Genomic DNA, 19,315 nt, shown 5'->3' with positions numbered 1-19,315 from the left:
CCGCCCACGCGACGACATACTGTCGCCGAAAAACGGCCACCACCCGACCACGAGGACACAACCCAAAGTCCCCGCAGCCTGCGGTCACCACACGCAGCCACACAACAAGGCGCCATCGCCGAAAAACGACCACCGCCGAGCCACCAGCCCGGGGCCCCAACCTCTCAGCCCGACCACGGCCGTCAGGCCCGTAGCACGCCCCGCATCACCCCGTCGACCACCTTCCTCGCCAGCAGGATGAACAGCACGATCACAGGCAGCACACCGATCGTCGCCGCGGTGAGCATCAGCGAGTAGTCGGTGAAATAGCCGCTGGCCAGCCGGGACAACGCCACCTGGACGGTCGGGTGCTCGTTGGGGTCGAGCGCGATCAGCGGCCAGAAGAAGTCGTTCCACGCGGTCATGAACGTCAGCATGGCGAGCACGGCGGCCTGGGGCCGGACGGCGGGCAGGGCGACGCTCCAGAACAGCCGTATCGGCGAACAGCCGTCGACGCGTCCGGCGTCGAGCAGTTCGCCGGGGATCGCCTCCTCGCACGCCTGCCGCATCCAGAACACGCTGAAGGCGCCGATCAGTCCAGGCACGATCACCGCCTCCAGCCGCCCGTACCAGCCGAGTTCGCCGACCACCAGGTACAGCGGGATGACGCCGAGTTGCGCGGGCACCATCGCGGTACCGATGACGACCAGGAAGAGCGAGTCACGACCGGGGAAACGCAGGCGGGCGAAGGCGAATCCGGCCATGCTGGACAGCAGGACGTTCGACACGGTCACCGTGCCGGCGACGATCAGCGAGTTCTGCATCGCCAGCCAGAAGTCGACCGTCTCGAAGACCCGGCGCACGTTCGCGACCAGGTTGCCGCCGGGCAGCAACGGCGGGGTGGCCTCACCGAGCGCGGAATTGTCCTTTGAGGACACCACGAACGACCAGTACAACGGGAAAAGGGAGGCGATACCGACGGCGAGCAGCAGCCCGTAGACGACGAAGCCTTTTCGTTCCCTCCCGGCCATGGTCACTCACCGCCCCGCACGCGGCGCACGAGCGAGAAGTTGACCAGCGCGAACCCGGCCGAGAGCAGGAAGAGCAGCCACGCGATGGCCGCCGCGTATCCGGCGTCGAACTCGCCGAACCCCTTTTCGTACAGGTACATGGCGAGGGTCTGGAACTGCCGGTCGGCGCCGCCGGTCCCGGCCACCCCGGTGTCGTCGAACAACTGCGGTTCGGCGAACAGCTGCAACCCGCCGATGGTCGAGACCACGACGGTGAAGGCGATGGTCGGCCGGATCGCGGGCACGGTGATCGACCAGAACGTGCGCCGGCGTGAAGCGCCGTCGAGCATGGCGGCGTCGTAACGTTCCTGCGGCACGGACTGCATGGCGGCGAGGTAGAGCAGCGCGTTGTAGCCGGTCCAGCGCCACATCACCATCACGCTCACCGCGACGTGGGAGGCGAACCGATCCGACCGCCAGTCCACCGGGTCGAGGCCGACCAACCCGAGCGCCCAGTTGACGAGGCCGTAGTCCTCGGCGAAGAGCTGGCCGAACACCAGCGCCACCGCGACGACCGAGACGACGTTGGGCAGCAGCACACTGGCGCGCCACAGGGTCCGCGCGCGCAACGGACGGTCGAGCAGCGCGGCGAGCCCGAGCGCGGCCAGCAGCTGCGGGACGGTCGCGAGGACGAAGATGCTGACCGTGTTGAAGAGGGCGTTGTAGAAATGCGGATCCCGCAGCAGGACGGCGAAGTTGCCGAGCCCGGCGAATCCGGTGTCGCCGTTGATCAGATGCCAGTGGTGCAGCGCCACCCAGGCGGTGTACAGCAAGGGAAAAAGACCGAAAACGCCGAACAGGACGAAGAACGGCGCTGTCATCAGGTAGCCGGCGAGCCGCTCGCCCGTTCGCCTCAACCTGACACCTCCTCCTGAGTCGTGAGTGGTAATGAGGGTTAGAACCGTCATTACCACTCACGAGACGAGACGTGACCGCCGGCTCTCCAGGAAGGCCCGCTCGGTGTCGTTGGTGGCCAGGGCGATCGCCTCGTCGTAGGCAGCGACGGCGTCCGCCACGCGGCCCAGGCGGGACAGCAGATCCGCGCGGGTCGACGGCAGCAGGTGGTAACCCGGCAGGTCCAGCTCGTCGACGACGGCCAGCGCGGACACCGGACCGTGCACCTCGGCGACGGCGACCGCGCGGTTGAGCGCGACGACCGGCGTCGGGCTGAGCAACAGGAGCTGGTCGTAGAGCGCCAGCACCTGGGTCCAGTCGGTCGCCTGCCCGTCCGTGTGCACGGCGTTGATCGCGGCCTGCACCTGGTACGGCCCCGGGCTGTCCCGGCGCAGGCAGCGCCGCACCAGGTCATGTCCCTCGGCGATCAGCTCCCGGTCCCACAGCGACCGGTCCTGCTCCGCGAGGACGACCAGCTCCCCCGAAGGCCCCACTCGCGCGGGGCGCCGCGCTTCGGTGAGCAGGAGCAGCGCCAGGAGCCCGATCACCTCGGGCTCGTCGGGCATCAGGTCGGCGAGCGCCCGCGCCAGGCGGATCGCCTCCAGGCACAGGTCCGTCCGCACCAGCTCCCCCGACGTGGACGTGTAGCCCTCGTTGAAGACCAGGTAGAGCACGGTGAGGACGGAGGCCAGCCGATCGGGCAGCTCGGCGTCCCCCGGTACCCGGTAAGGAATGCCCGCGTCGCGGATCTTCTTCTTCGCGCGGACGATCCGCTGGAAGACGGTCGCCTCCGGCACGAGGTAGGCCCGCGCGATCTCCGGCACCTCCAGCCCGCCGAGCAAACGCAGGGTGAGCGCGGTCCGCGCGAGCGGCGAAAGCGCCGGATGACAGCAGGTGAAGATCAGGCGAAGCTGGTCGTCCCGCACCGGGCCCACCTCCTCCGGCTCGTCGGATCGCCGCAGCAGCAACGCCTGCGCGTGCCGGTCCTCCCTGGTGGATTCCCGGCGCAGGCGGTCGATCGCCCGGTTGCGGGCGGTGGTCACGATCCACGCGCCGGGGTTGGGCGGCGTCTCGTCCCATTTCTGGACGGCCACCGCGAACGCGTCCTGCACGGCCTCCTCGGCGAGCCCGATGTCGCCGAGGAGGCGTGTCAGCGTTGCCACGCAACGGCTGTACTCCGCCCGGTAAACGCCGTCCAGGTCCATCAGCGCCGACGCGAACCGTCGTCGAACGGGCGAACCTCGATCGGCTGCCCGCAGGCCAGCGCGCATTTCTCGGCCCAGGCCAGCGCCTGGTCGAGATCGTCGGCCTGGATCACCCAGAACCCGCCGAGCTGTTCCTTCGTCTCGGCGAACGGGCCGTCGGTGATCGTGATGGTGCCGTTGCCGGGGCGGACGACCGTGGCGGCGTCCGAATGCCTCAGCCCACCGACGAACACCCACGCACCGGCGGCCTTCATCTCGTCGGTGACCTTGCCCGTCCTGGCCATCATCGCCTGGACCTCTTCTTCGGGCTCCGGCGGCGCGCTCTCGTCGAGCTGGACGGCGAGCAGGTACTGCCTCATGGCGAACTCCTTCGACGGATCAGGCTTGTCTCTCACCTTGACCACGAACGGGCGGGGCGCCATTCGACACCACCGGCGGAGATCATTCCACGGTGACGGACTTCGCGAGGTTCCGCGGCTTGTCGATGTCGTGGCCGAGGATCAGCGCGGCGTGGTAGGCCAGCAGTTGCAACGGGATGGTGAGCAGGATCGGGTCGAGTTCCGGCTCCGAACGCGGGACCACGAACCGTGGCACGTCGAGATCGCCGAAGTCCACGTCGTCATGGGTGATCGCCAGAACCGGGCCTTTGCGGGCCTTGATCTGCTGTACCGCGGCGAGGTTCCGGTCGGCGAGGTCGTCGAACGGCACGATGGCGACCGTCGGCACCGAGTCGTCGATCAGCGCGAGCGGGCCGTGCTTGAGTTCCGAGGTCTGGTAGGCCTCGGCGTGCCGGTACGAGATCTCCTTGAACTTCTGCGCGCCTTCACGCGCCACCGGGAAGCCCCGGACACGGCCGACGAAGAACAGGCTCCGGGCGTCCGCGCAGGTCTTGGCGTGCTCGGCGATCTCCGCTTCCGCCGCGACGATCTCCGCGACCTGCCGCGGCAGCGCCCGGATCGCCGCGACGATCCGCTGCCCGTCCGCGTTGGACAGATCGCGGACCCGGCCCAGCGCCAGCGCGACCATCGCGAACCCGACGGCCATGTTGGTGAGCGCCTTGGTCGAGGCGACGGCGATCTCGGGACCCGCGTGCAGGTACAGGCCGCCCTCGCAGGCCCGCGCGATCGTCGAGCCGACGACGTTGACGAGACCGACCACCCGGCCGCCCTTGCGTTTGACCTCTTCGACGGCGAAGGCGGTGTCCGCGGTCTCGCCGGACTGGCTGACCGCGATGTAGAGGGTGTCCGCTTCGATGATCGGGTTGCGGTAGCGGAATTCCGACGCGGCTTCGGCGTCGGCGGGCACCCGCGCCAGCTCCTCGATCATGGTCGCGCCGATCTGGCCCGCGTAGTAGGCCGAACCGCAGCCGAGGATCTTCACCCTGGCGAAGCCGCGCAGGTCGCGGGGGGTCAGGTTCAGACCGTCCAAACGGGACACACCGAACCGGTCGTCGAGGCGGCCCCGGATCATCCGCTCCAGCGAGTCGGACTGCTCCTGGATCTCCTTGTACATGTAGTGCTGGTGACCGGCGAGGTCGAGGTCGTCGGCCTTGATGTCGATCGCGGTCGCGGCCTTGCCGGTGTCGCTCTCGTCGACGGTGAAGGTGCGGTAGCCGGTGGCCGAGACGCTGGCGAACTCGCCGTCGTCGAGATGCACGACCTGCGAGGTGTGGCGGACCAGCGCGGAGAGGTCGCTGGCCACGAACATCTCCCGGTCGCCGACGCCGATGATCAGCGGCGAACCGTTGCGCGCGACCACGACGCGGTCGGGGTGCTCGGTGTCGGTCACCGCGATCGCGTAGGTGCCGGTGATCCGCGAAACGGCCTCGACGACCGCGTCTTCGAGGGTTTTGGCACCCGACCGCGCGATGAGGTGGGCCAGCACCTCCGTGTCGGTCTCGGAGGTCAAGGTCACCCCGGCCTGGCCGAGTTGCTCGCGCAGGCTGACGGCGTTGTCGATGATCCCGTTGTGCACCACGGAGATCCGGCCGTCCTCGGAGACATGCGGATGGGCGTTCGCCTCGGTCGCCGGGCCGTGCGTGGCCCATCTCGTATGCCCGATGCCGACCTTGCCCGCGAGCCGCTTGGGCAGGGCCGCCGTCAGATTCCGCACCCGCCCCACGATCCGGTGCACCTGGGCGCCTTTACCGCCCAGTACCGAGATCCCGGCCGAGTCGTAGCCGCGGTACTCCAGCCGCGTCAGCCCCTCGATCAGGATCGGGGCGGCGTTCTGGCCACCGATGTAGCCGACGATTCCGCACATGACGAGTCACCCTCACAAAGAAAGAACGGACGGACGCGCGCGAAGGCTTCGGCCTCGCGACGTGGTCCGTCAGCCGTAGACGATGCGGCGCAGCTGCCGCTCGGACAGATCGGGAGGCGCGACGAGCCGCCTGCTCAGCTCACCGGCGATCAGGGCGAAGATCTCGGGATTCTTCCTGCCCTCGCCCTGCAACCGGGCGTGCCGCGACCGGACGTACTCCTCGACCGGCTGCCGGTAGAACGCCAGGACGTCCTCGACGACACGGACGGCGATGGCCGTCGACAGACCTGTCGACAAGGCCACCTGTTCGACGATGTCCGCGTCCTCCACGGTCCCCATCATGCACAGCGAGGTCTCGAAATGCCAGTTCTTGCCCGAAATCGGGCAAGAACTACTGATTCAGCTCAGTTCCGGAGCTCGATAGCGGGCGGCGATCGCGGTGGCGCGATCGTGCAGGGACGCGCGCAGCCACGCCGGGGCCAGCGCTTCCGCGCCTGCGGCGAGCTGCCACAGAGCCCACTCGGCGTGCCGTGAATCCTGGAAGGTCACCTCCAGCCGTAACCACCCGTCCTCGTCCGCCTCTTCGGACAGGACGGCCAGTGCGGTGTCCAGCAGCTCCTCCCGCCGCACCGGATGTACCCGCACCAGCACGGCGACCTGGTCGCCACCGGTCCGGAACCGCGTGCCGCGGTCCTTCCAGGCCCGGTCGAGATCGATCCGGTCCGGTCGCTGCGCGGGTTCGTCGAGTTCCTCGGCGGCCCGGATGCGGGACAGCCGGTAGGTGCGGTCCTCGCCGGATCGCGTGGCCAGCAGGTAACCCTGGTCCCGCACGGTGACCAGGCCGATCGGGTCGACCGTGCGCCATCGCGGTTTCCGGCCCGCCGCCACGTAATGGATGCGGAGCTTGTGCCCGGCGAAGACCGCGCGCCGAACCTCGGCCACGATGGCGTCGGGCACCTCCTCGGCGACCACGCGGCGCGAGAGGAGATCGGTCTCCGGGTCGATGAGCAGCCGCTCGGCCACGCCGGCGGCGGTGTCCCGATGGCTTTCGGGGAGCGCGTCGACCACCTTGAGCATGGCCGAAGCCAGCGCGGAGCCGAGGCCGAACGCCTGCGCGCCGCGCCGCGATCCGGCGATCAGCAGGGCGAGCGCCTCGTCGTGGGTCAGCCCGGTGAGCTCGGTCTGGAAACCGGGCAGCAGCGCGAAACCGCCGTGCCTGCCGCGTTCGGCGTAGACCGGGACGCCCGCCACGGACAGCGCCTCGATGTCGCGCAGCACGGTGCGGGTGGACACCTCCAGCTCGCGGGCCAGCGTGGCCGCGGACAGCCGACCGCGCTGACGCAGCAGCAGGACCAGCGAGACCAAACGGTCGGCACGCATGGCGGAAACCGTAGCGGAATACACGACACAGGATGTCGTGATTCGTTGGGAGGCTTCCGCTGTCGACGAAAACGAATGGAGCAGAAGTGGCAATGGAACGAACGGCGGTCAACCCGTGGCCGTGGTCGGTGGCGATGGGCTACAACCAGGGCGAGGTCGTCTCCGGGCAGACCCGGACCCTGTACTGCGCCGGGCAGACCGCGATGAGCGGCGAGGGCGAACCCCGGCACGCCGGTGACATGGCGGCGCAGCTGGCGCTGAGTCTGGACAACCTGGAGGGCGTCCTCGGTGAGGCCGGGATGGCCCTCTCGGACCTCGTCCGGCTCACCGTCTACACGACCGACGTCGATCTGCTCTTCCAGCACTACGGCGTGCTGGCCTCGAGGTTGGGCGCGGCCGGGGTGGCTCCGGCCACCACGATGCTCGGGGTGACCCGGCTGGCGCTCCCCTCCCTGATGATCGAACTCGAAGGAACCGCCGTCGCCTGAGGCCTCGTGAGTGGTAATGACGGTTAGAACCGTCATTACCACTCACGAGACGGCGGGGGAGAAAGTCCGGTTTTCGACCTTAGACGGTTGCCGTCCGCCGCCGGACTGCGCATGCTGTGCGCCAATCCGGCGGTGGTGGGGGTGGCCCATGTACCAGCAACGCAAGGAACCCGGCACAGCGAGCGCGGTCAGGTTCGGTCCTTTCTCCCGGGCGCTTTCCGAAGCGGTCGACCATCGCGGGTTGTCCCTGTCCCGTATCCGGGCGCATCTGGCCGCGCGCGGCGTCTCCGTGGCCGAGTCGACGTTGAGCTACTGGCAGCGCGGACTCCGGCATCCCTCCACACCGCGATCACTCGACATCGTCCGTGCGCTCGAAGCGGTGCTGGGTCTCCCCGCGGACAGCCTGGTCGTCCTGATCGGCCCGCAGCGGCGGCCCGCCGTCGACGGCGACCGCAGGCCTTCCCTCGCGGAACTGCGCCAGAGCTGGAGCGAGACCTGCACGCTGCTGGACGAACTGAGCGAATCCCCCGGTGCGGCGGGGAACGCGAAGCTCGACGTCGTGACCGTCGTCGACGTGCTGACGATGACGGCGGAAGGCCGGATCTCGGAGATCACTTCGACGATGGTGGTGCGGGCACGGCGATCCGGCGCGGACGGCTTCGTGGTGACCCACCAGGACGAACCCGGCACCGACATGGAGGCCACGACGGTCTTCGCCGCCGACGGCTGCCGAAGAGGCAGGGTGCGCCGAAGCACTTCGTCGCCAGGAATGGTGTTCGAGCTGCTCTTCGATCGCGGCCTCGCCGAAGGGGAAACGCATACCTTCGCCTTCACGCTGCGGCTCGCCGCTTCGATCCGGTCGACCTGTTTTCACCGCACGGTGCGGTCCCGTATGTCGGCGTACCTGCTCCGGATGCGGTTCGACCCGGACGCGATCCCCGCCCGCTGCGTCAAAACCGTGCGGGAGCGCGAAGAACTCGCACCGGTGGTCAGCGAACCGCTGTTCTGCGGTCCGGGGGCGACGGTCAGCGCGTACTTCGAGGATCTCGGCGTCGGGATAGCCGGGATCGACCTCATCTGGGAGTGAGGCGGCGGTTCCGGCGCACCACGAACAGCACGGCTCCCAGCCCGGCGGCGCCCGCCGCGATCAGCCCGGCCACTACCCCGGCCGGCAGGCCGCTTTCGACGGGCACGGCACCCGCCTGCGCGAAGCCGATCCCGCCATTGCGCTGATAGTCCGAGCCCGCCAGTTTGTCGGCGTAGCGGCCGTGCACATCCTTTCGGTACTCGGAAAGCGGGACGGACTTCCCCACCGGCGTCTGCGGCAGACTCGCCTGCAGGAGTACGACATCGTCCCGGCCGAGGTCGTACCAGCCGTTGATCTGGGGTTCGTTGAGCAGGACCGAACCGGGACGCAGCCGTGCGCTCAAGGTCTCTTCGTCGTTCCCGGAGAACGCGCCCGCCGCGACCCACGCCCCCGGACCCTCCGGCATCACCTGCAGGGTGGCCTTCTGACCGGAATCGGCGGTGGCCGTCACAGTGACGGATTTCAGCACACCCGCCGGTGCCCCGGCCGTCGCGCGGACGAAGTCGGGATTGAGGGTGTACACCGGCACACCGTGCCCGCTGACCGTGATCCGCCGCGGTTCGATGTGGTCGACCTGCCGGAAGTTCGATTTCGCGAGACCGATCGCTCCCGGCTCACCCGCGACGCGCACCGCGGCGGCGACCTCGTCGGCCGAGGGCGGGACGACTCCTTCGCCCGCCGCGGCGGGCGGCGCGACCGGGACGAGCAGCGCGACGGCGACCACGAGACCACGGGAGAACTTCCGGCAGATCTGCTTCATGACCGCGTCTCAGCCCTTCCGGATGTTGACGATGGTGTCGTTCCAGCGGAACTGGCCGTTGCTGCGGTACTGGTTGTAGTTCCAGGTCTGATAGCGCTGGTAGGTCGGCCACGGGTCGCCGACCATGATCGACTGGTTCGCCGAGTCATAGCCGTAGATCACTTCGGCGTGCCCGCCACCGGAGGTCCAGTAGATCCCTGTCAGGTTCAGGATCCCGGCGTCGATCTGGCTGACGACCGAGCTGAAGCCGATCGGGCCGCCCGCGTCCTGCGCGGAGAAGCCGGTGCCCCGGAAACCGCGGACGATCTCGTAGATCTGGGCCGCCTGGTTCGGGCAGTATCCGGCCGACGTTCCCTTGCCCGCGGCGCAGAACTGGGCCTGGCTCGCGGTTCCGCCCAGTGCCTGCTCGATGCTCGAACCGTCCGCGGCCCAGCACCACTGGTTGTACTGCTGCACCTGCTGGGTGTAGTTCAGCTGCTTGGAGGCGGCCGAAACGGCGACCGTGCTCGCGGTCCCCGCCACCGGTGCGACCTCGCGCACTTGAGTGTGGGTCTGGGTCTTGATCAGCCCGGTGGGCCGGTCTCCGTCGCCACCGGGCTGCGCGAGGGCGGTGGCGGGCAGCATGCTCAGCGCGAAGACGGCGGCACCGGTCGCCAGCGCGGCCCTCGGAAGTCTCATCACGGATGTCTCCTTTGACACGGGGATGGGGGTGATCACCGTGCGCCGCCGGGACTTCCGGGGACAACGCCCTCACCGGGCGCGAGAGCGACGCTGTGATCGTTCACAGCGTCCGGGTCGCGATGCGTGCCAGGAAACGACGGGTCCGGGGACGGCGAGACGCGGGCTCCCGCGCAAGATTCACGCCCCGTTCACAAAGGCTGTGAATCCGCCACCGTTCAGGACTTCGGTGTCGCGAGTGTCGTGGACCGGGTCCGGCCCCGCAAGATGACGTCCTCTGTCGCCTTCCAGTACGCGGCCTCGGCTTCGGCCGCCGACTCGATCGCCGTCCACGAAGCGAGCAACCGGGCTTCGACGTTCTTCGCCAGCTCGGTCAGCCGGGCGGCTTCGTTGACCGGATCCCCGATCACCGTGTACTCGAACCGCCGCGGGTCACCGACGTTCCCGGCCACCACCTCACCCGTCGCCACGCCGATCCCGGCCGGGCATTCCGGTACCTCCGCCGCCAGCCTGCGCCCGATCGCACGACCGGCGGACAGCGCGAGGGTCGCGTGATCCGCCAGCCGCACCGGCGCGCCGAAGATCGCGAGCGCCGCGTCACCGACGAACTTGTTGACCAGCCCGTGATGGCGGTCGACCTCGTCGACCACCACCGCGAAGAACCGGTTGAGCAGCCCGACGACCTCCTCGGGCGGACGGCTCGCGGCCAGCGTCGTCGAACCGATCAGATCGACGAACAGCACCGACACCGTCCGCACCGTGCCGCCGAGTTCGGCGGAGGTGCGCATCGCCTCGATCGCGACGTCCTCGCCGACATGCCTGCCGAACAGATCGCGCAAACGTTCGCGTTCGGCGAGACCGGCGGCCATCCCGTTGAAGCCCGCCTGCAGCAGGCCGAGTTCGGTGCCGTCGTAGACCGGGATCTCCACGGCGAAATCCCCGGCCCTGACCTGGCCCAGAGCGTGCTGCACCGACCGGATCGGGTTCACCACGGCGCGGGCGGTGAACACGGTCACCAGCAGCCCGAAGCACAGCACCACCAGGCCGAGCACGACCACCGAGACGGCGAGCTTCGTGGTCGACACGTCGCCGCGCACCCACGCCAGTACCGCCGTGACCACCAGCCCGGCCACCGGCACCCCGGTGCCCAGGCACCAGAACAGCAGCATCCGCAGGTTGACCCCGCCGCTGAGCGGCCGTTCCGGCGAGGTACCCGCCAGGGCCAAGGCCACGTACGGCCGCAGGATGAACTCGCCCGCCAGGTAGGCGATCGCGCAGACGACCACCCCGGCGAACGCGACGACGAGCAGTTCGGTCAGCACGACCCGCGGCTGCACCAGCGCGGCCAGCACCCCGAACACCGCGGTCGCGACACCCCACAGCACCGCCTGCACCAGGGTCAGGCGCAACGGGACCCGGAGGCTCGCGGCACGCTCCGCGTCGGTCGGCGTCCGGCCGTCGGCTGCCCAGCGCAAGGTCCGCAGCGCGCCGCGGGTGCCCCACAGGGCCCCCACGACGACCGCGGAGACCACATACACGGGAACCGCGATCGAGGTGACCATGACCAGGTCGCCGGACATGCCGGGAGCGGGCATGAGCAGCGCCGCCAGCCCGACCACGACCAGCGCGCCGATGACGTTGGTCGCGATCAGTGTCCCGGTGAGCAGCCCCTGGACGCGGCGGCGCAACACGGCCGTGTCCTGGTACAGCGGACCGAGCAGCCACGAGCCGAACGGCCCCTGGCCTCGGCCCTGCGCAGAGGAGTCCTTGACTGGTCGCACCCGTCCCCACCGTTCACCCGGTTTGAGTGAACGAATGTACACCGAAACTCCCCGCCGCCCGCATTTAGTCCTCTGGATGCGGTGGTTGCGGGGCGCAATGACCGCATCCAGAGGACGAAACGCGGGGTCAGCCGACGTGGATTCCGGGCCGCAGCGCGGGATCGCGTTCGCTGGTGCGGATGATCTCGCGGACCACCGGGGCGGTGTCGCCGCGGCCGAGGATCAGGTAGCGGAACAGGTGCCCGAGCGGATTTCCCTCGCTCCACTCGAAATGGCACTGCGGCCGCACACCGGTGGTGTCCCGCAGGGCGAGCAGGATCGCGGCGATCGCGTTCGGGGCCGCGGGGCTTTCCGCGCGGAGCACCCGGAACCCTTCGATCTCGACACCGCGGACCTTCAGCACGTCACTGAAACCGGACGGGTCGATGACGTCGATCTCGAGGAAGAGGACGTCGGCGGCGCCGGGGACCGGGTTCATGCCGCGCTGTTCGGCCTCCTTCGCCCGGTACTCGTCCGCGTCCCCGGCCTGACGGCGGTTCGCGATGATGGTCAGCGCGTCGTCGTGCTCGATCGACTCGGTGATGAACCGGCGCGCGGGCTCGTCGAACTCGATGTGATCGACCCGCAGTTCGGTGGTGCGGGTGACCCGCGAGATCAGCGACACGATGATGATCCCGAGAATGAAGAACGCCGAGATCGTGAGCCCGTCGGGTTTCTCGACGACGTTCTCCACCAAGGCGTAGATCAGGATGAGGGTCAGCACGGCGAAGGCGATCGCGGCCTTGCGCTGACGCCGTTTCGCCGCGGAGATGGCCACCGCGACCGCGGCCGACACCATCATCGCGAGGATCCCGGTGGCGTACGCCCCGGCCTGGGCGTTGACGTCGGCACCGAAGATGATCGTGACCAGGACGCAGATCGCGGTGTAGACCAGCACCACCGGGCGCACGGCACGGGCCCAGTCCGGGGCCATCCCGTAGGCGGGCAGATAGCGCGGGACGATGTTGATCAGCCCGGCCATCGCCGAAGCCCCGGCGAACCACAGGATCAGGATGCTGCTGATGTCGTAGGCGGTGCCGACCCATTCGCCCATCAGCTCGTGGGCGAGGTACGCCAGCGCGCGGCCGTTGGCCTCGCCGCCGGGTTTGAACTTCTCCGCCGGGATGAGGATCGTGGTGACGAAACTGGTCGCGATCAGGTACACCGACATGATCAGCGCGGCGGCGGTGAGCAGTTTGCGGGTGTTGCGGATCCGGTTCGCCAGCCGCTGCTCGGCGTTCTCCCCCTTGGCCGCGACGAGCGGCATCATGCTGACGCCGGTCTCGAAACCGGACAACCCGAGTACCAGCAACGGGAACGCCAGGATCGCCGGGCCGATCACACCGCCGATCCCACCTCCGCCGGAGGTCAGCGCGTCCAGCCAGCGGTCCAGCGCGGCGGGCTCGGCGATCACCTCGCCGACGCCGGCCACCACGACCACCGCGTTCAGCACCAGGAAGATCGCCACCAGCGGGATCGCGACCCCGACCGCCTCGCTGAACCCGAGCAGGAACACCCCGCCGAGGATCAGCAGCAGGATCACCGTGATCAGCACTTCGTGCCCGTGCAGGAACGCCGGGGCGAGCGGGTTCTCCAGCGCGTGCACGGTGGCGTCGGCCGAGGACAGCGTGATGGTGATGATCCACGACGTCGCGACGAAACCCAGCAGCACCAGGACGAAGAGCTTGCCGCGCCAGAACGGCAGCAGGTTCTCCAGCATCGCGACCGAACCCTGGCCGTGCGGGCTCTCCTTCGCCACCCGCCGGTACATCGGCAGCATGCCGAGCAGGGTGAGCGCGACGATCAGCAACGTCGCCAGCGGCGAAAGCGCGCCCGCGGCCAGCGCGGCGATGCCGGGCAGGTACGACAGCGTGGAGAAGTAGTCCACACCGGTGAGGCACATGACCTTCCACCACGACTGCGGAGTGGTGTGCTCGTCGTGGCTTTCCGGCCCGACCGGCTGGACCCGGTGCTCCATCAGCCACCGGCCCGCCTTGCCCGACGGCGCCGCCTGCCGGACCGGGCTCTCCACCCGCTCCGGAACCGCAGATTCCCCTGCCTCGGTCATGCCACCCCTCCCCGACGTTCGTGTGCGCGCCCAGCATGCCGGACGCCGCCGAGGGCGGTGATCCGGCACGCCGGTCCCCGGGGCCTCTGGCCGGACCTCCGGGCATTTCGGACGACTTCCGGGGGCATGGCAGCCGCAGTTCAGTGACTTTGACGTCGCTCGTCGTGGGAACTCACCTACGACGGACGGAGGCCGAGGGAGCGCCCATCCAGCGGGCGAATCGCGAACCGGTCCCGTTCTAGCGTGGTCATCATGAGGAAAATATTGCTCGCGCTGCTCGGCGCGGCCGCCGTGATGGGCACGATCGCCACCCCGGCCGCCGCGAGCGCGCTGGAAACCAGGGAATTCGTCGGCCACGGGTCGAGCGACTTCGGCCTCGCGCTCTTCTACGCCCGTCAGGACGCCAGGAACCAGGCCGACCGAGCCGGTTTCTCCGACTGCGAAGAGTACTTCAAGCTCGTCATCTCACCGTATGACGCGACGGTCTTCTGGCGCTGCACGCGCTGAAGCCGGGACCAATCCGGTCCTCGCGCGGCTCCGAAACCCGGACATGGAACCAGGCGACCTCGCTCCGGACTTCACCCTGCCCGACGACACCGGCCAGGACCGCACGCTGTCGGACTTCCTGTCCACCGGCCCGGTCGTGCTGTTCTTCTATCCCGCCGCGATGACCGGTGGCTGCACCGCCGAGAGCTGCCATTTCCGCGACTTGGCCGCGGAATTCGGCGAGGTAGGCGCCCACCGCGTCGGGATCAGCCCGGACGGCATCACCAAACAGCGTCAGTTCTCGGTCCTGCACGGCTTCGACTATCCGTTGCTGTCCGATGTGGACGGTACGGTGGCCAAACAGTTCGGGGTATGGCGCAGGTTCAGCCCGTTGCACGCCAAGCGGCGCACCTTCGTGATCGGCACCGACCGCAAGATCCTCGAAGTGATCAAGAGCGAACTGAAGTTCGACGTCCACGCCGACAAGGCGCTCGCGGCACTGCGTGACCGGACACCCAAGGACGCCTGAGTCTCGTGAGTGGTAATGACGGTTCTAACCGTCATTACCACTCACGAGACCGGAAAGCGCGGCTGTACCGTCGAAAAGGGCACGGGAGCGCGCGGCGATGGCGGCGTCCCTGGCCGCCAGCGCGGTGGCGACGTCCTCCAGCCGCCGCGATCGCTGTAGCTCCGGCATCAATGCCCGCAGGGGTGCGACGCGATAGCCCGCCAGCCGCAACTGGTGCACGATCCGCGCGTCCCGCACCTGGGCCGGGGTGTACCGCCGCGTCCCCCGCGGGTCGCGGTCCGGAACGACGAGCCCTTCGGCGTCCCAATGCCGCAATGTCGACGGCCGAAGCCCTAGTGCGGTCGCGAGTTCGGAGACGCTCATCGAATCCGAGCCGCGGACATCGCCGATCGGTTCGGCCGAGATCACCCGGACCGCTTCCCTGGCCTCCCGCAGATCCGCGCGCTCGGCGTGGAGCCCGGCATGGGCCGCGTCGAGCAGGGCCAGCAGCCGCGCGGCCGGTTCCCGGTGCGCGGCGCGGACGATCCGCTTGGCCTCGACCGGCCCCACCCCCGCGGCGAGGGCACGGTAGGCCAGCGCGGACCGGAGATGGACCTCCCCGTGGATCCGGTAACCCGACGGCGTACGCGCCGCCGCCGGGAGCACGCCGTCGCGTTCCAGGTTGCGCACCTGCTGGACCGAATACCCCGACCTCCGCGCGACCTCCGCCGTGCGCATCCCAGCCGAGTTGAGACTTGACATCCATACTCCATCGAAAACGGCCTTGAACCCTCCATAACCACTTTAATGTGACGCTTGAACACATGACCATCGACGAGATCATCACTTTCGTGTCGGGCTTCGACGGCGTCCTGACCCTCACCCCCGCGCCCGGTGACGAGTGGCCGGAGCTCAGCTGGGGCGACGCGTTCTTCTACTACTCCCCCGACGGCGTCGTGCCGACGAACGTCCAGCCCTTCGCGACGGTGGTGACCAAGAACTATCCCGGCGACGAGACCTCGCGCCTGGACCGCCCGGACACCTTCCGCGTGAACATCCACGCCGGGAAGGAGGAGTTCACCCGTCGGCTCGGCCGCTCACCCCGGGAGGCGGCCGAAACCGACGTCGACGCCGCCGTCGCCGACACCGTGATCGCCCATCCCGTCTACGGAAACGGGGGCTGGCTGGCGGTGGTGAACCCGGCGTCGAAGACCGAAGAAGTCACCCGGGAACTGCTCGGTACGGCCTACCGGCTGGCGCGTTCCCGGTTCGAACGCAAGGCGGAATCCTCGCGCGAGTGAGCCGGAGCCGCCGGACAAGGTGTCAGCGGTCAAGGGTCGCTTATCCTTGGCCAGTGGGGCGAGACCTTCGAGACCGCGAGCGGCTCAGGCCGGTCGATCTGGCGCGTGAGCACGGTCTTTCCACGCAGGCCGTCCGCAACTACGAGGCGGACGGCATCCTCCCCGCCGCCGAACGCGGCCCGCAGGGATACCGCGCCTACACGCCACGGCACGCGCTGGCCCTGCGCGCTTTCCTCGCCCTCGTCCCCGGGCACGGCCACGCGACGGCGACGTCGATCATGGCAGCGGTCAACCGGGGCGCGCTCGAGGACGCACTCCGGTTCATCGACGAGACCCACGCCCAGCTGCTCGACGACCGCCGCACGCTGCAAGCCGTCACGGCCGCGCTCCGGGAGCTCGAACCCGTGCCGCAGGAACGGGGCGACCTGTTCGTCGGGCCGCTGTCCGGGAAACTCGGGGTCCGGCCGGCCACCCTGCGCAAATGGGAAAGCGCCGGTCTGCTCCGGCCGGACCGCGACCCGCGGACGGGCTACCGCGTCTACAGCGCTGCCGACGTGCGCGACGCCAAACTGACCCGCCAGCTCCGGCGGGGCGGCTATCCGCTGGCGCAGATCGCGCCGCTGATCGAGCAGGTTCGTTCGGCCGGAGGCGTCGTGCCGCTCGAATCGGCGTTACGCGGCTGGCACGACCGCCTCGCGGCCAGGAGCCGGGCCCTGCTCTCCGGCGCCGCCGCGCTGGACGCCTACCTCGCCGATCCGACGGCGACGACGCGGAACGGCTCCGCGTAGACACTGAGCTTTTCGATCCTGGTTCGCGCTGTAGACCTTCGCAAGTAGTCGACTACTTGCGACAGCACACGCGCATGACACTTTTCGGCCAATGACACTTTCGCGCAAATCGAATACGCGGCGATTCGCACTTTCCGCATACGAAAGTAGGACCACGATCATGGAACCTACTTTCGGCGCTACGACGGGATAGTCGGGCGCTCGTAATGTGCGTCACGTCGAGATGAACCGCCCGGTCCCTGCCATTCCCACCATATCCGGCGGTTCGTCGTCCCCTCCTTTACCGAAGGAAATTCGCATGCGAATTCGCGGACCCGTCATGCTCACTCTCCTGAGCGTCTGCGCCGGAATCGGCGCGCTCGCCGTCCCGGCGACGGCCGCTCCCGGCCAGCCGCCCACGGCCTACGACCAGACGATGCTCGAAACACTCGCCGCCCAGCTCCGGGTCACCCCGCTGCAGGCCGCGCAGAAGCTGGACCACGAGAAGAACCTGATCTCGTCGCTGGAGAACATCAGAGCGCGCGGCCTTCGCACCGACGGCGCGTACTTCGACGACTCGGGCACCCTCGTGGTGAACACCCCCGACGCCGGATCCGCGCAGGCGCTCCGTTCCGCGGGCCTGACGCCACGCACCGGCGCCCGCGGGGAGAAGGCGCTGGACTCCCTGTCCGCCCGCGTCGGCGAAGTCATCGGCGCCGATGTCACCCAGGTGCAGTCCTGGGGCCCGGAACTCGCGGCGGACCAGGTCGTCGTCACCGTGGCGCCCGGCGCCGACAGCGCCCTCGTCCGGCGGCTTTCGGCACTGTCCGGAGTGACCGTCCGAACCGGAATCGCCAACGGCAACACCACGCAGGCGGACGTCATCCCCGGCCAGATCATGGACCTCGACCCCGGCACCAACTGCTCCCTCGGCTTCCCCGGGACCACCAGTGACGGCGACAACGTGCTGCTCACCGCCGGGCACTGCGTCGAGGGGAACCCCGACATCCTCAACCGCAACGGCGTCCACATCGGCCGCGGCGTCGCCACCGAGTTCCCGTCGACCGACATGGGCCTGATGGACATCGACGACGAGGACACCGGCCGGGGTTACGTCGACACCCGCAAGGGCACCACGGTCCGGATCACCGGCAGCTCGAAGGCGCCGGTCGGCACCACGCTGTGCAAGGCGGGCAACACCACCGGCTGGACCTGCGGCAAGATCACCGCCTACAACCAGACCGTCCGCTACAGCGGGGAAAGCGTCGCCACCAGCGGGCTGGCGAAGTCGACCGTCTGCACCGAAGGCGGCGACAGCGGTGGCGCCTACATCGCGGGCAACACCGCGCAGGGCATGACCTCCGGCGGCCCGAACGACGGACACGACTGCGGCTACAACGAGGGCGCCAACGCGACCGGTTCGTACTCGTACTACCAGCCCGTCGTGGACGCGGCGAACACCTACGGGGTCACGCTGACCCGTTCCTGACCCAGATCGCCTCGTGAGTGGTAATGACGGTTAGAACCGTCATTACCACTCACGAGCGTCGGGTCACTTCTTGAGGAAATCGAGCAATTCCGCCGTGACGAACTCCGGGTTCTCCTCGGCCAGCCAATGTCCCGCCCGCGGCACCTCGACCGCCCGGACGAGATTGGCGACGCGGGGCACGAGCGTGGCCTTCTGGGGTTCGAGCAGTCCTTCGGCTGTCAACAGCAGGGTCGGCGTGGTGATGGGTTTCGCGCCCGCGTTCGCGGCCGCGTCCTGGCCGAGGGTGCGGTAGAGCTCGAATCCGCCGTGCAGCACCTCCGGCCTGCTGTAGGTGCGGGCGTACTCGCCGACCTCGGCCTCGTCGAACGGCGGCGGCGCCCCGGGTCCGCCGAAGGCCGTACCGGTGTAGGCGACCTGGGGATAGAACAGCGAAAGGTACTCGCGGACGTCGTCGCCGACGATCGCCTCCGGAACGGTCTTCTGCGAGTGGAAGGCGATGTGCCAGCTCAGCTTCCGGTAGGCCGCCCCGTCGAGCGCGGGCCCCGGCAGCGGGAGGTCGAGGTAGGCGAGGCGGGTGAGATCGTCCGGGAACTGCGCGGCGTACTGGAAGGCGACCGCGGCACCGAGGTCGTGGCCGACGATCCGGGCGTCGCGCAGGCCGAGCCGTCCGGCGACCAGGCCGTGCACGTAGCGGGCGAGGGTGGCCTTGTCGTAGCTGGGCGGCGCGCCCGTGCTGTCGCCGAGGCCGGGCAGGTCGAGGGCGTACACCGTGAAGTGGTCGGCCAGCGCGGGCATGACGCGGTGCCAGCCGTACCAGGTCTGCGGCCAGCCATGCAGCAGGACGAGCGGCGCGCCCCGGCCGCCGGTGACATAGTGCATCTTCACCCCGTCGACGTCCGCGAACTCATGACGGAACCGCTGGGCGAAACCCGCGTCGCCCCGAGTCACCTTCTCGTGGGCGGGCACGGGATCGCCCGCCGTCCCGCACGCCGACGTCAGCAGGACTAGGGCGGCGGCGAACGCGGCCGTGGTTCGCCGGAAGGTTCGGTGAAGCATGGGATGGATCTCCGTTT

At 69.2% G+C, this 19,315-nt stretch carries 20 protein-coding genes; 7 read left to right on the top strand and 13 right to left on the bottom strand.

The window, feature by feature from the left end; translation table 11 throughout:
• Positions 1-182: 182 nt before the first annotated feature.
• The 7 genes from L324_RS26870 to L324_RS26840 form a co-directional block, all read right to left on the bottom strand.
• Positions 183-1,010 carry a carbohydrate ABC transporter permease gene (locus L324_RS26870; protein WP_037314465.1) on the bottom strand — a complete coding sequence of 276 codons (828 nt, stop codon included), beginning with the start codon at positions 1,008-1,010 and terminating at the stop codon, positions 183-185.
• Positions 1,011-1,012: 2 nt separating this feature from the next.
• Positions 1,013-1,906 (bottom strand): carbohydrate ABC transporter permease, encoded by an 894-nt coding sequence (locus tag L324_RS26865; RefSeq protein WP_037314463.1) that lies wholly within the window; start codon positions 1,904-1,906, stop codon positions 1,013-1,015.
• A gap of 57 nt (positions 1,907-1,963) precedes the next feature.
• Positions 1,964-3,148: an RNA polymerase sigma factor gene (locus L324_RS26860; RefSeq protein ID WP_037314461.1), complete on the bottom strand. Its 1,185-nt coding sequence runs from the start codon at positions 3,146-3,148 to the stop codon at positions 1,964-1,966.
• On the bottom strand, positions 3,148-3,507 hold the full coding sequence (locus tag L324_RS26855) for a YciI family protein (RefSeq protein WP_037314514.1): 360 nt from the start codon (positions 3,505-3,507) through the stop codon (positions 3,148-3,150). Before L324_RS26855 ends, L324_RS26860 begins: the two co-directional genes overlap by 1 nt.
• A gap of 82 nt (positions 3,508-3,589) precedes the next feature.
• Complete coding sequence (gene glmS / locus L324_RS26850; protein WP_037314459.1) at positions 3,590-5,410, bottom strand: glutamine--fructose-6-phosphate transaminase (isomerizing); 1,821 nt, start codon at positions 5,408-5,410, stop codon at positions 3,590-3,592.
• Between the two features lie 69 nt (positions 5,411-5,479).
• On the bottom strand, positions 5,480-5,752 hold the full coding sequence (locus tag L324_RS26845) for a hypothetical protein (protein ID WP_037314457.1): 273 nt from the start codon (positions 5,750-5,752) through the stop codon (positions 5,480-5,482).
• 57 nt (positions 5,753-5,809) lie between these two features.
• Entirely contained in the window at positions 5,810-6,790 is a 981-nt protein-coding gene (locus L324_RS26840) for a helix-turn-helix transcriptional regulator (RefSeq protein ID WP_037314455.1), read from the bottom strand.
• A 92-nt stretch (positions 6,791-6,882) separates the two neighbouring features.
• Here L324_RS26840 and L324_RS26835 point away from each other — a divergent pair, with 92 nt between their 5' ends.
• On the top strand, positions 6,883-7,278 hold the full coding sequence (locus L324_RS26835; protein WP_037314453.1) for a RidA family protein: 396 nt from the start codon (positions 6,883-6,885) through the stop codon (positions 7,276-7,278).
• 148 nt (positions 7,279-7,426) lie between these two features.
• Complete coding sequence (locus L324_RS26830) at positions 7,427-8,365, top strand: hypothetical protein (protein WP_037314451.1); 939 nt, start codon at positions 7,427-7,429, stop codon at positions 8,363-8,365.
• On the opposite strand, the gene L324_RS26825 is transcribed toward L324_RS26830, so the two are convergent.
• From L324_RS26825 to L324_RS26810, 4 genes are all read right to left on the bottom strand, one after another.
• Positions 8,352-9,125, bottom strand: a complete 774-nt coding sequence (locus L324_RS26825; protein ID WP_037314449.1) for a hypothetical protein — start codon at positions 9,123-9,125, stop codon at positions 8,352-8,354. The genes L324_RS26830 and L324_RS26825 overlap by 14 nt on opposite strands.
• A 9-nt stretch (positions 9,126-9,134) precedes the next feature.
• Positions 9,135-9,806: a papain-like cysteine protease family protein gene (locus L324_RS26820; protein WP_152547010.1), complete on the bottom strand. Its 672-nt coding sequence runs from the start codon at positions 9,804-9,806 to the stop codon at positions 9,135-9,137.
• Between the two features lie 215 nt (positions 9,807-10,021).
• On the bottom strand, positions 10,022-11,584 hold the full coding sequence (locus tag L324_RS26815; protein WP_037314445.1) for an adenylate/guanylate cyclase domain-containing protein: 1,563 nt from the start codon (positions 11,582-11,584) through the stop codon (positions 10,022-10,024).
• A 127-nt stretch (positions 11,585-11,711) separates the two neighbouring features.
• Positions 11,712-13,691, bottom strand: coding sequence for a hypothetical protein (locus L324_RS26810; protein WP_037314443.1), 1,980 nt, complete (start codon positions 13,689-13,691; stop codon positions 11,712-11,714).
• Positions 13,692-13,943: 252 nt separating this feature from the next.
• On the opposite strand from L324_RS26810, the gene L324_RS26805 reads away from it, so the two are divergent.
• The gene (locus L324_RS26805) at positions 13,944-14,198 is read left to right on the top strand and encodes a hypothetical protein (RefSeq protein ID WP_037314512.1); all 255 of its coding nucleotides are present in this window, start codon (positions 13,944-13,946) and stop codon (positions 14,196-14,198) included.
• A gap of 43 nt (positions 14,199-14,241) precedes the next feature.
• Complete coding sequence (locus tag L324_RS26800) at positions 14,242-14,706, top strand: peroxiredoxin (protein WP_037314442.1); 465 nt, start codon at positions 14,242-14,244, stop codon at positions 14,704-14,706.
• A 24-nt stretch (positions 14,707-14,730) separates the two neighbouring features.
• Here L324_RS26800 and L324_RS26795 read toward each other — a convergent pair whose 3' ends face one another.
• Entirely contained in the window at positions 14,731-15,447 is a 717-nt protein-coding gene (locus L324_RS26795; RefSeq protein WP_037314441.1) for a MerR family DNA-binding transcriptional regulator, read from the bottom strand.
• Between the two features lie 62 nt (positions 15,448-15,509).
• Here L324_RS26795 and L324_RS26790 point away from each other — a divergent pair, with 62 nt between their 5' ends.
• From L324_RS26790 to L324_RS26780, 3 genes are all read left to right on the top strand, one after another.
• Positions 15,510-15,986, top strand: a complete 477-nt coding sequence (locus L324_RS26790; protein ID WP_037314439.1) for a DUF6194 family protein — start codon at positions 15,510-15,512, stop codon at positions 15,984-15,986.
• A gap of 53 nt (positions 15,987-16,039) precedes the next feature.
• Positions 16,040-16,774: a TioE family transcriptional regulator gene (locus L324_RS26785; protein ID WP_037314437.1), complete on the top strand. Its 735-nt coding sequence runs from the start codon at positions 16,040-16,042 to the stop codon at positions 16,772-16,774.
• A 319-nt stretch (positions 16,775-17,093) separates the two neighbouring features.
• Positions 17,094-18,242, top strand: a complete 1,149-nt coding sequence (locus tag L324_RS26780; RefSeq protein ID WP_235783664.1) for a S1 family peptidase — start codon at positions 17,094-17,096, stop codon at positions 18,240-18,242.
• 63 nt (positions 18,243-18,305) lie between these two features.
• On the opposite strand, the gene L324_RS26775 is transcribed toward L324_RS26780, so the two are convergent.
• Positions 18,306-19,298 (bottom strand): alpha/beta fold hydrolase, encoded by a 993-nt coding sequence (locus tag L324_RS26775; RefSeq protein ID WP_037314434.1) that lies wholly within the window; start codon positions 19,296-19,298, stop codon positions 18,306-18,308.
• Positions 19,299-19,315 lie beyond the last annotated feature (17 nt).

The sequence above is a fragment of the Amycolatopsis orientalis DSM 40040 = KCTC 9412 genome, from assembly GCF_000478275.1.
Lineage (GTDB): Bacteria > Actinomycetota > Actinomycetes > Mycobacteriales > Pseudonocardiaceae > Amycolatopsis > Amycolatopsis orientalis.
The sequence above is the reverse complement of the archived record's forward strand: the minus strand, read 5'-3'. Positions and strand labels throughout refer to the sequence as shown.

Bases quoted from the DNA above. Each gene is read 5' to 3' on its own strand.
- L324_RS26870 (WP_037314465.1), bottom strand. From the start codon at position 1,010: ATGGCCGGGAGGGAACGAAAAGGCTTCGTCGTCTACGGGCTGCTGCTC.
- L324_RS26860 (WP_037314461.1), bottom strand. From the start codon at position 3,148: ATGGACCTGGACGGCGTTTACCGGGCGGAGTACAGCCGTTGCGTGGCA.
- L324_RS26855 (WP_037314514.1), bottom strand. From the start codon at position 3,507: ATGAGGCAGTACCTGCTCGCCGTCCAGCTCGACGAGAGCGCGCCGCCG.
- glmS (WP_037314459.1), bottom strand. From the start codon at position 5,410: ATGTGCGGAATCGTCGGCTACATCGGTGGCCAGAACGCCGCCCCGATC.
- L324_RS26845 (WP_037314457.1), bottom strand. From the start codon at position 5,752: ATGATGGGGACCGTGGAGGACGCGGACATCGTCGAACAGGTGGCCTTG.
- L324_RS26840 (WP_037314455.1), bottom strand. From the start codon at position 6,790: ATGCGTGCCGACCGTTTGGTCTCGCTGGTCCTGCTGCTGCGTCAGCGC.
- L324_RS26835 (WP_037314453.1), top strand. From the start codon at position 6,883: ATGGAACGAACGGCGGTCAACCCGTGGCCGTGGTCGGTGGCGATGGGC.
- L324_RS26830 (WP_037314451.1), top strand. From the start codon at position 7,427: ATGTACCAGCAACGCAAGGAACCCGGCACAGCGAGCGCGGTCAGGTTC.
- L324_RS26825 (WP_037314449.1), bottom strand. From the start codon at position 9,125: ATGAAGCAGATCTGCCGGAAGTTCTCCCGTGGTCTCGTGGTCGCCGTC.
- L324_RS26810 (WP_037314443.1), bottom strand. From the start codon at position 13,691: ATGACCGAGGCAGGGGAATCTGCGGTTCCGGAGCGGGTGGAGAGCCCG.
- L324_RS26805 (WP_037314512.1), top strand. From the start codon at position 13,944: ATGAGGAAAATATTGCTCGCGCTGCTCGGCGCGGCCGCCGTGATGGGC.
- L324_RS26800 (WP_037314442.1), top strand. From the start codon at position 14,242: ATGGAACCAGGCGACCTCGCTCCGGACTTCACCCTGCCCGACGACACC.
- L324_RS26795 (WP_037314441.1), bottom strand. From the start codon at position 15,447: ATGTCAAGTCTCAACTCGGCTGGGATGCGCACGGCGGAGGTCGCGCGG.
- L324_RS26790 (WP_037314439.1), top strand. From the start codon at position 15,510: ATGACCATCGACGAGATCATCACTTTCGTGTCGGGCTTCGACGGCGTC.
- L324_RS26780 (WP_235783664.1), top strand. From the start codon at position 17,094: ATGCTCACTCTCCTGAGCGTCTGCGCCGGAATCGGCGCGCTCGCCGTC.
- L324_RS26775 (WP_037314434.1), bottom strand. From the start codon at position 19,298: ATGCTTCACCGAACCTTCCGGCGAACCACGGCCGCGTTCGCCGCCGCC.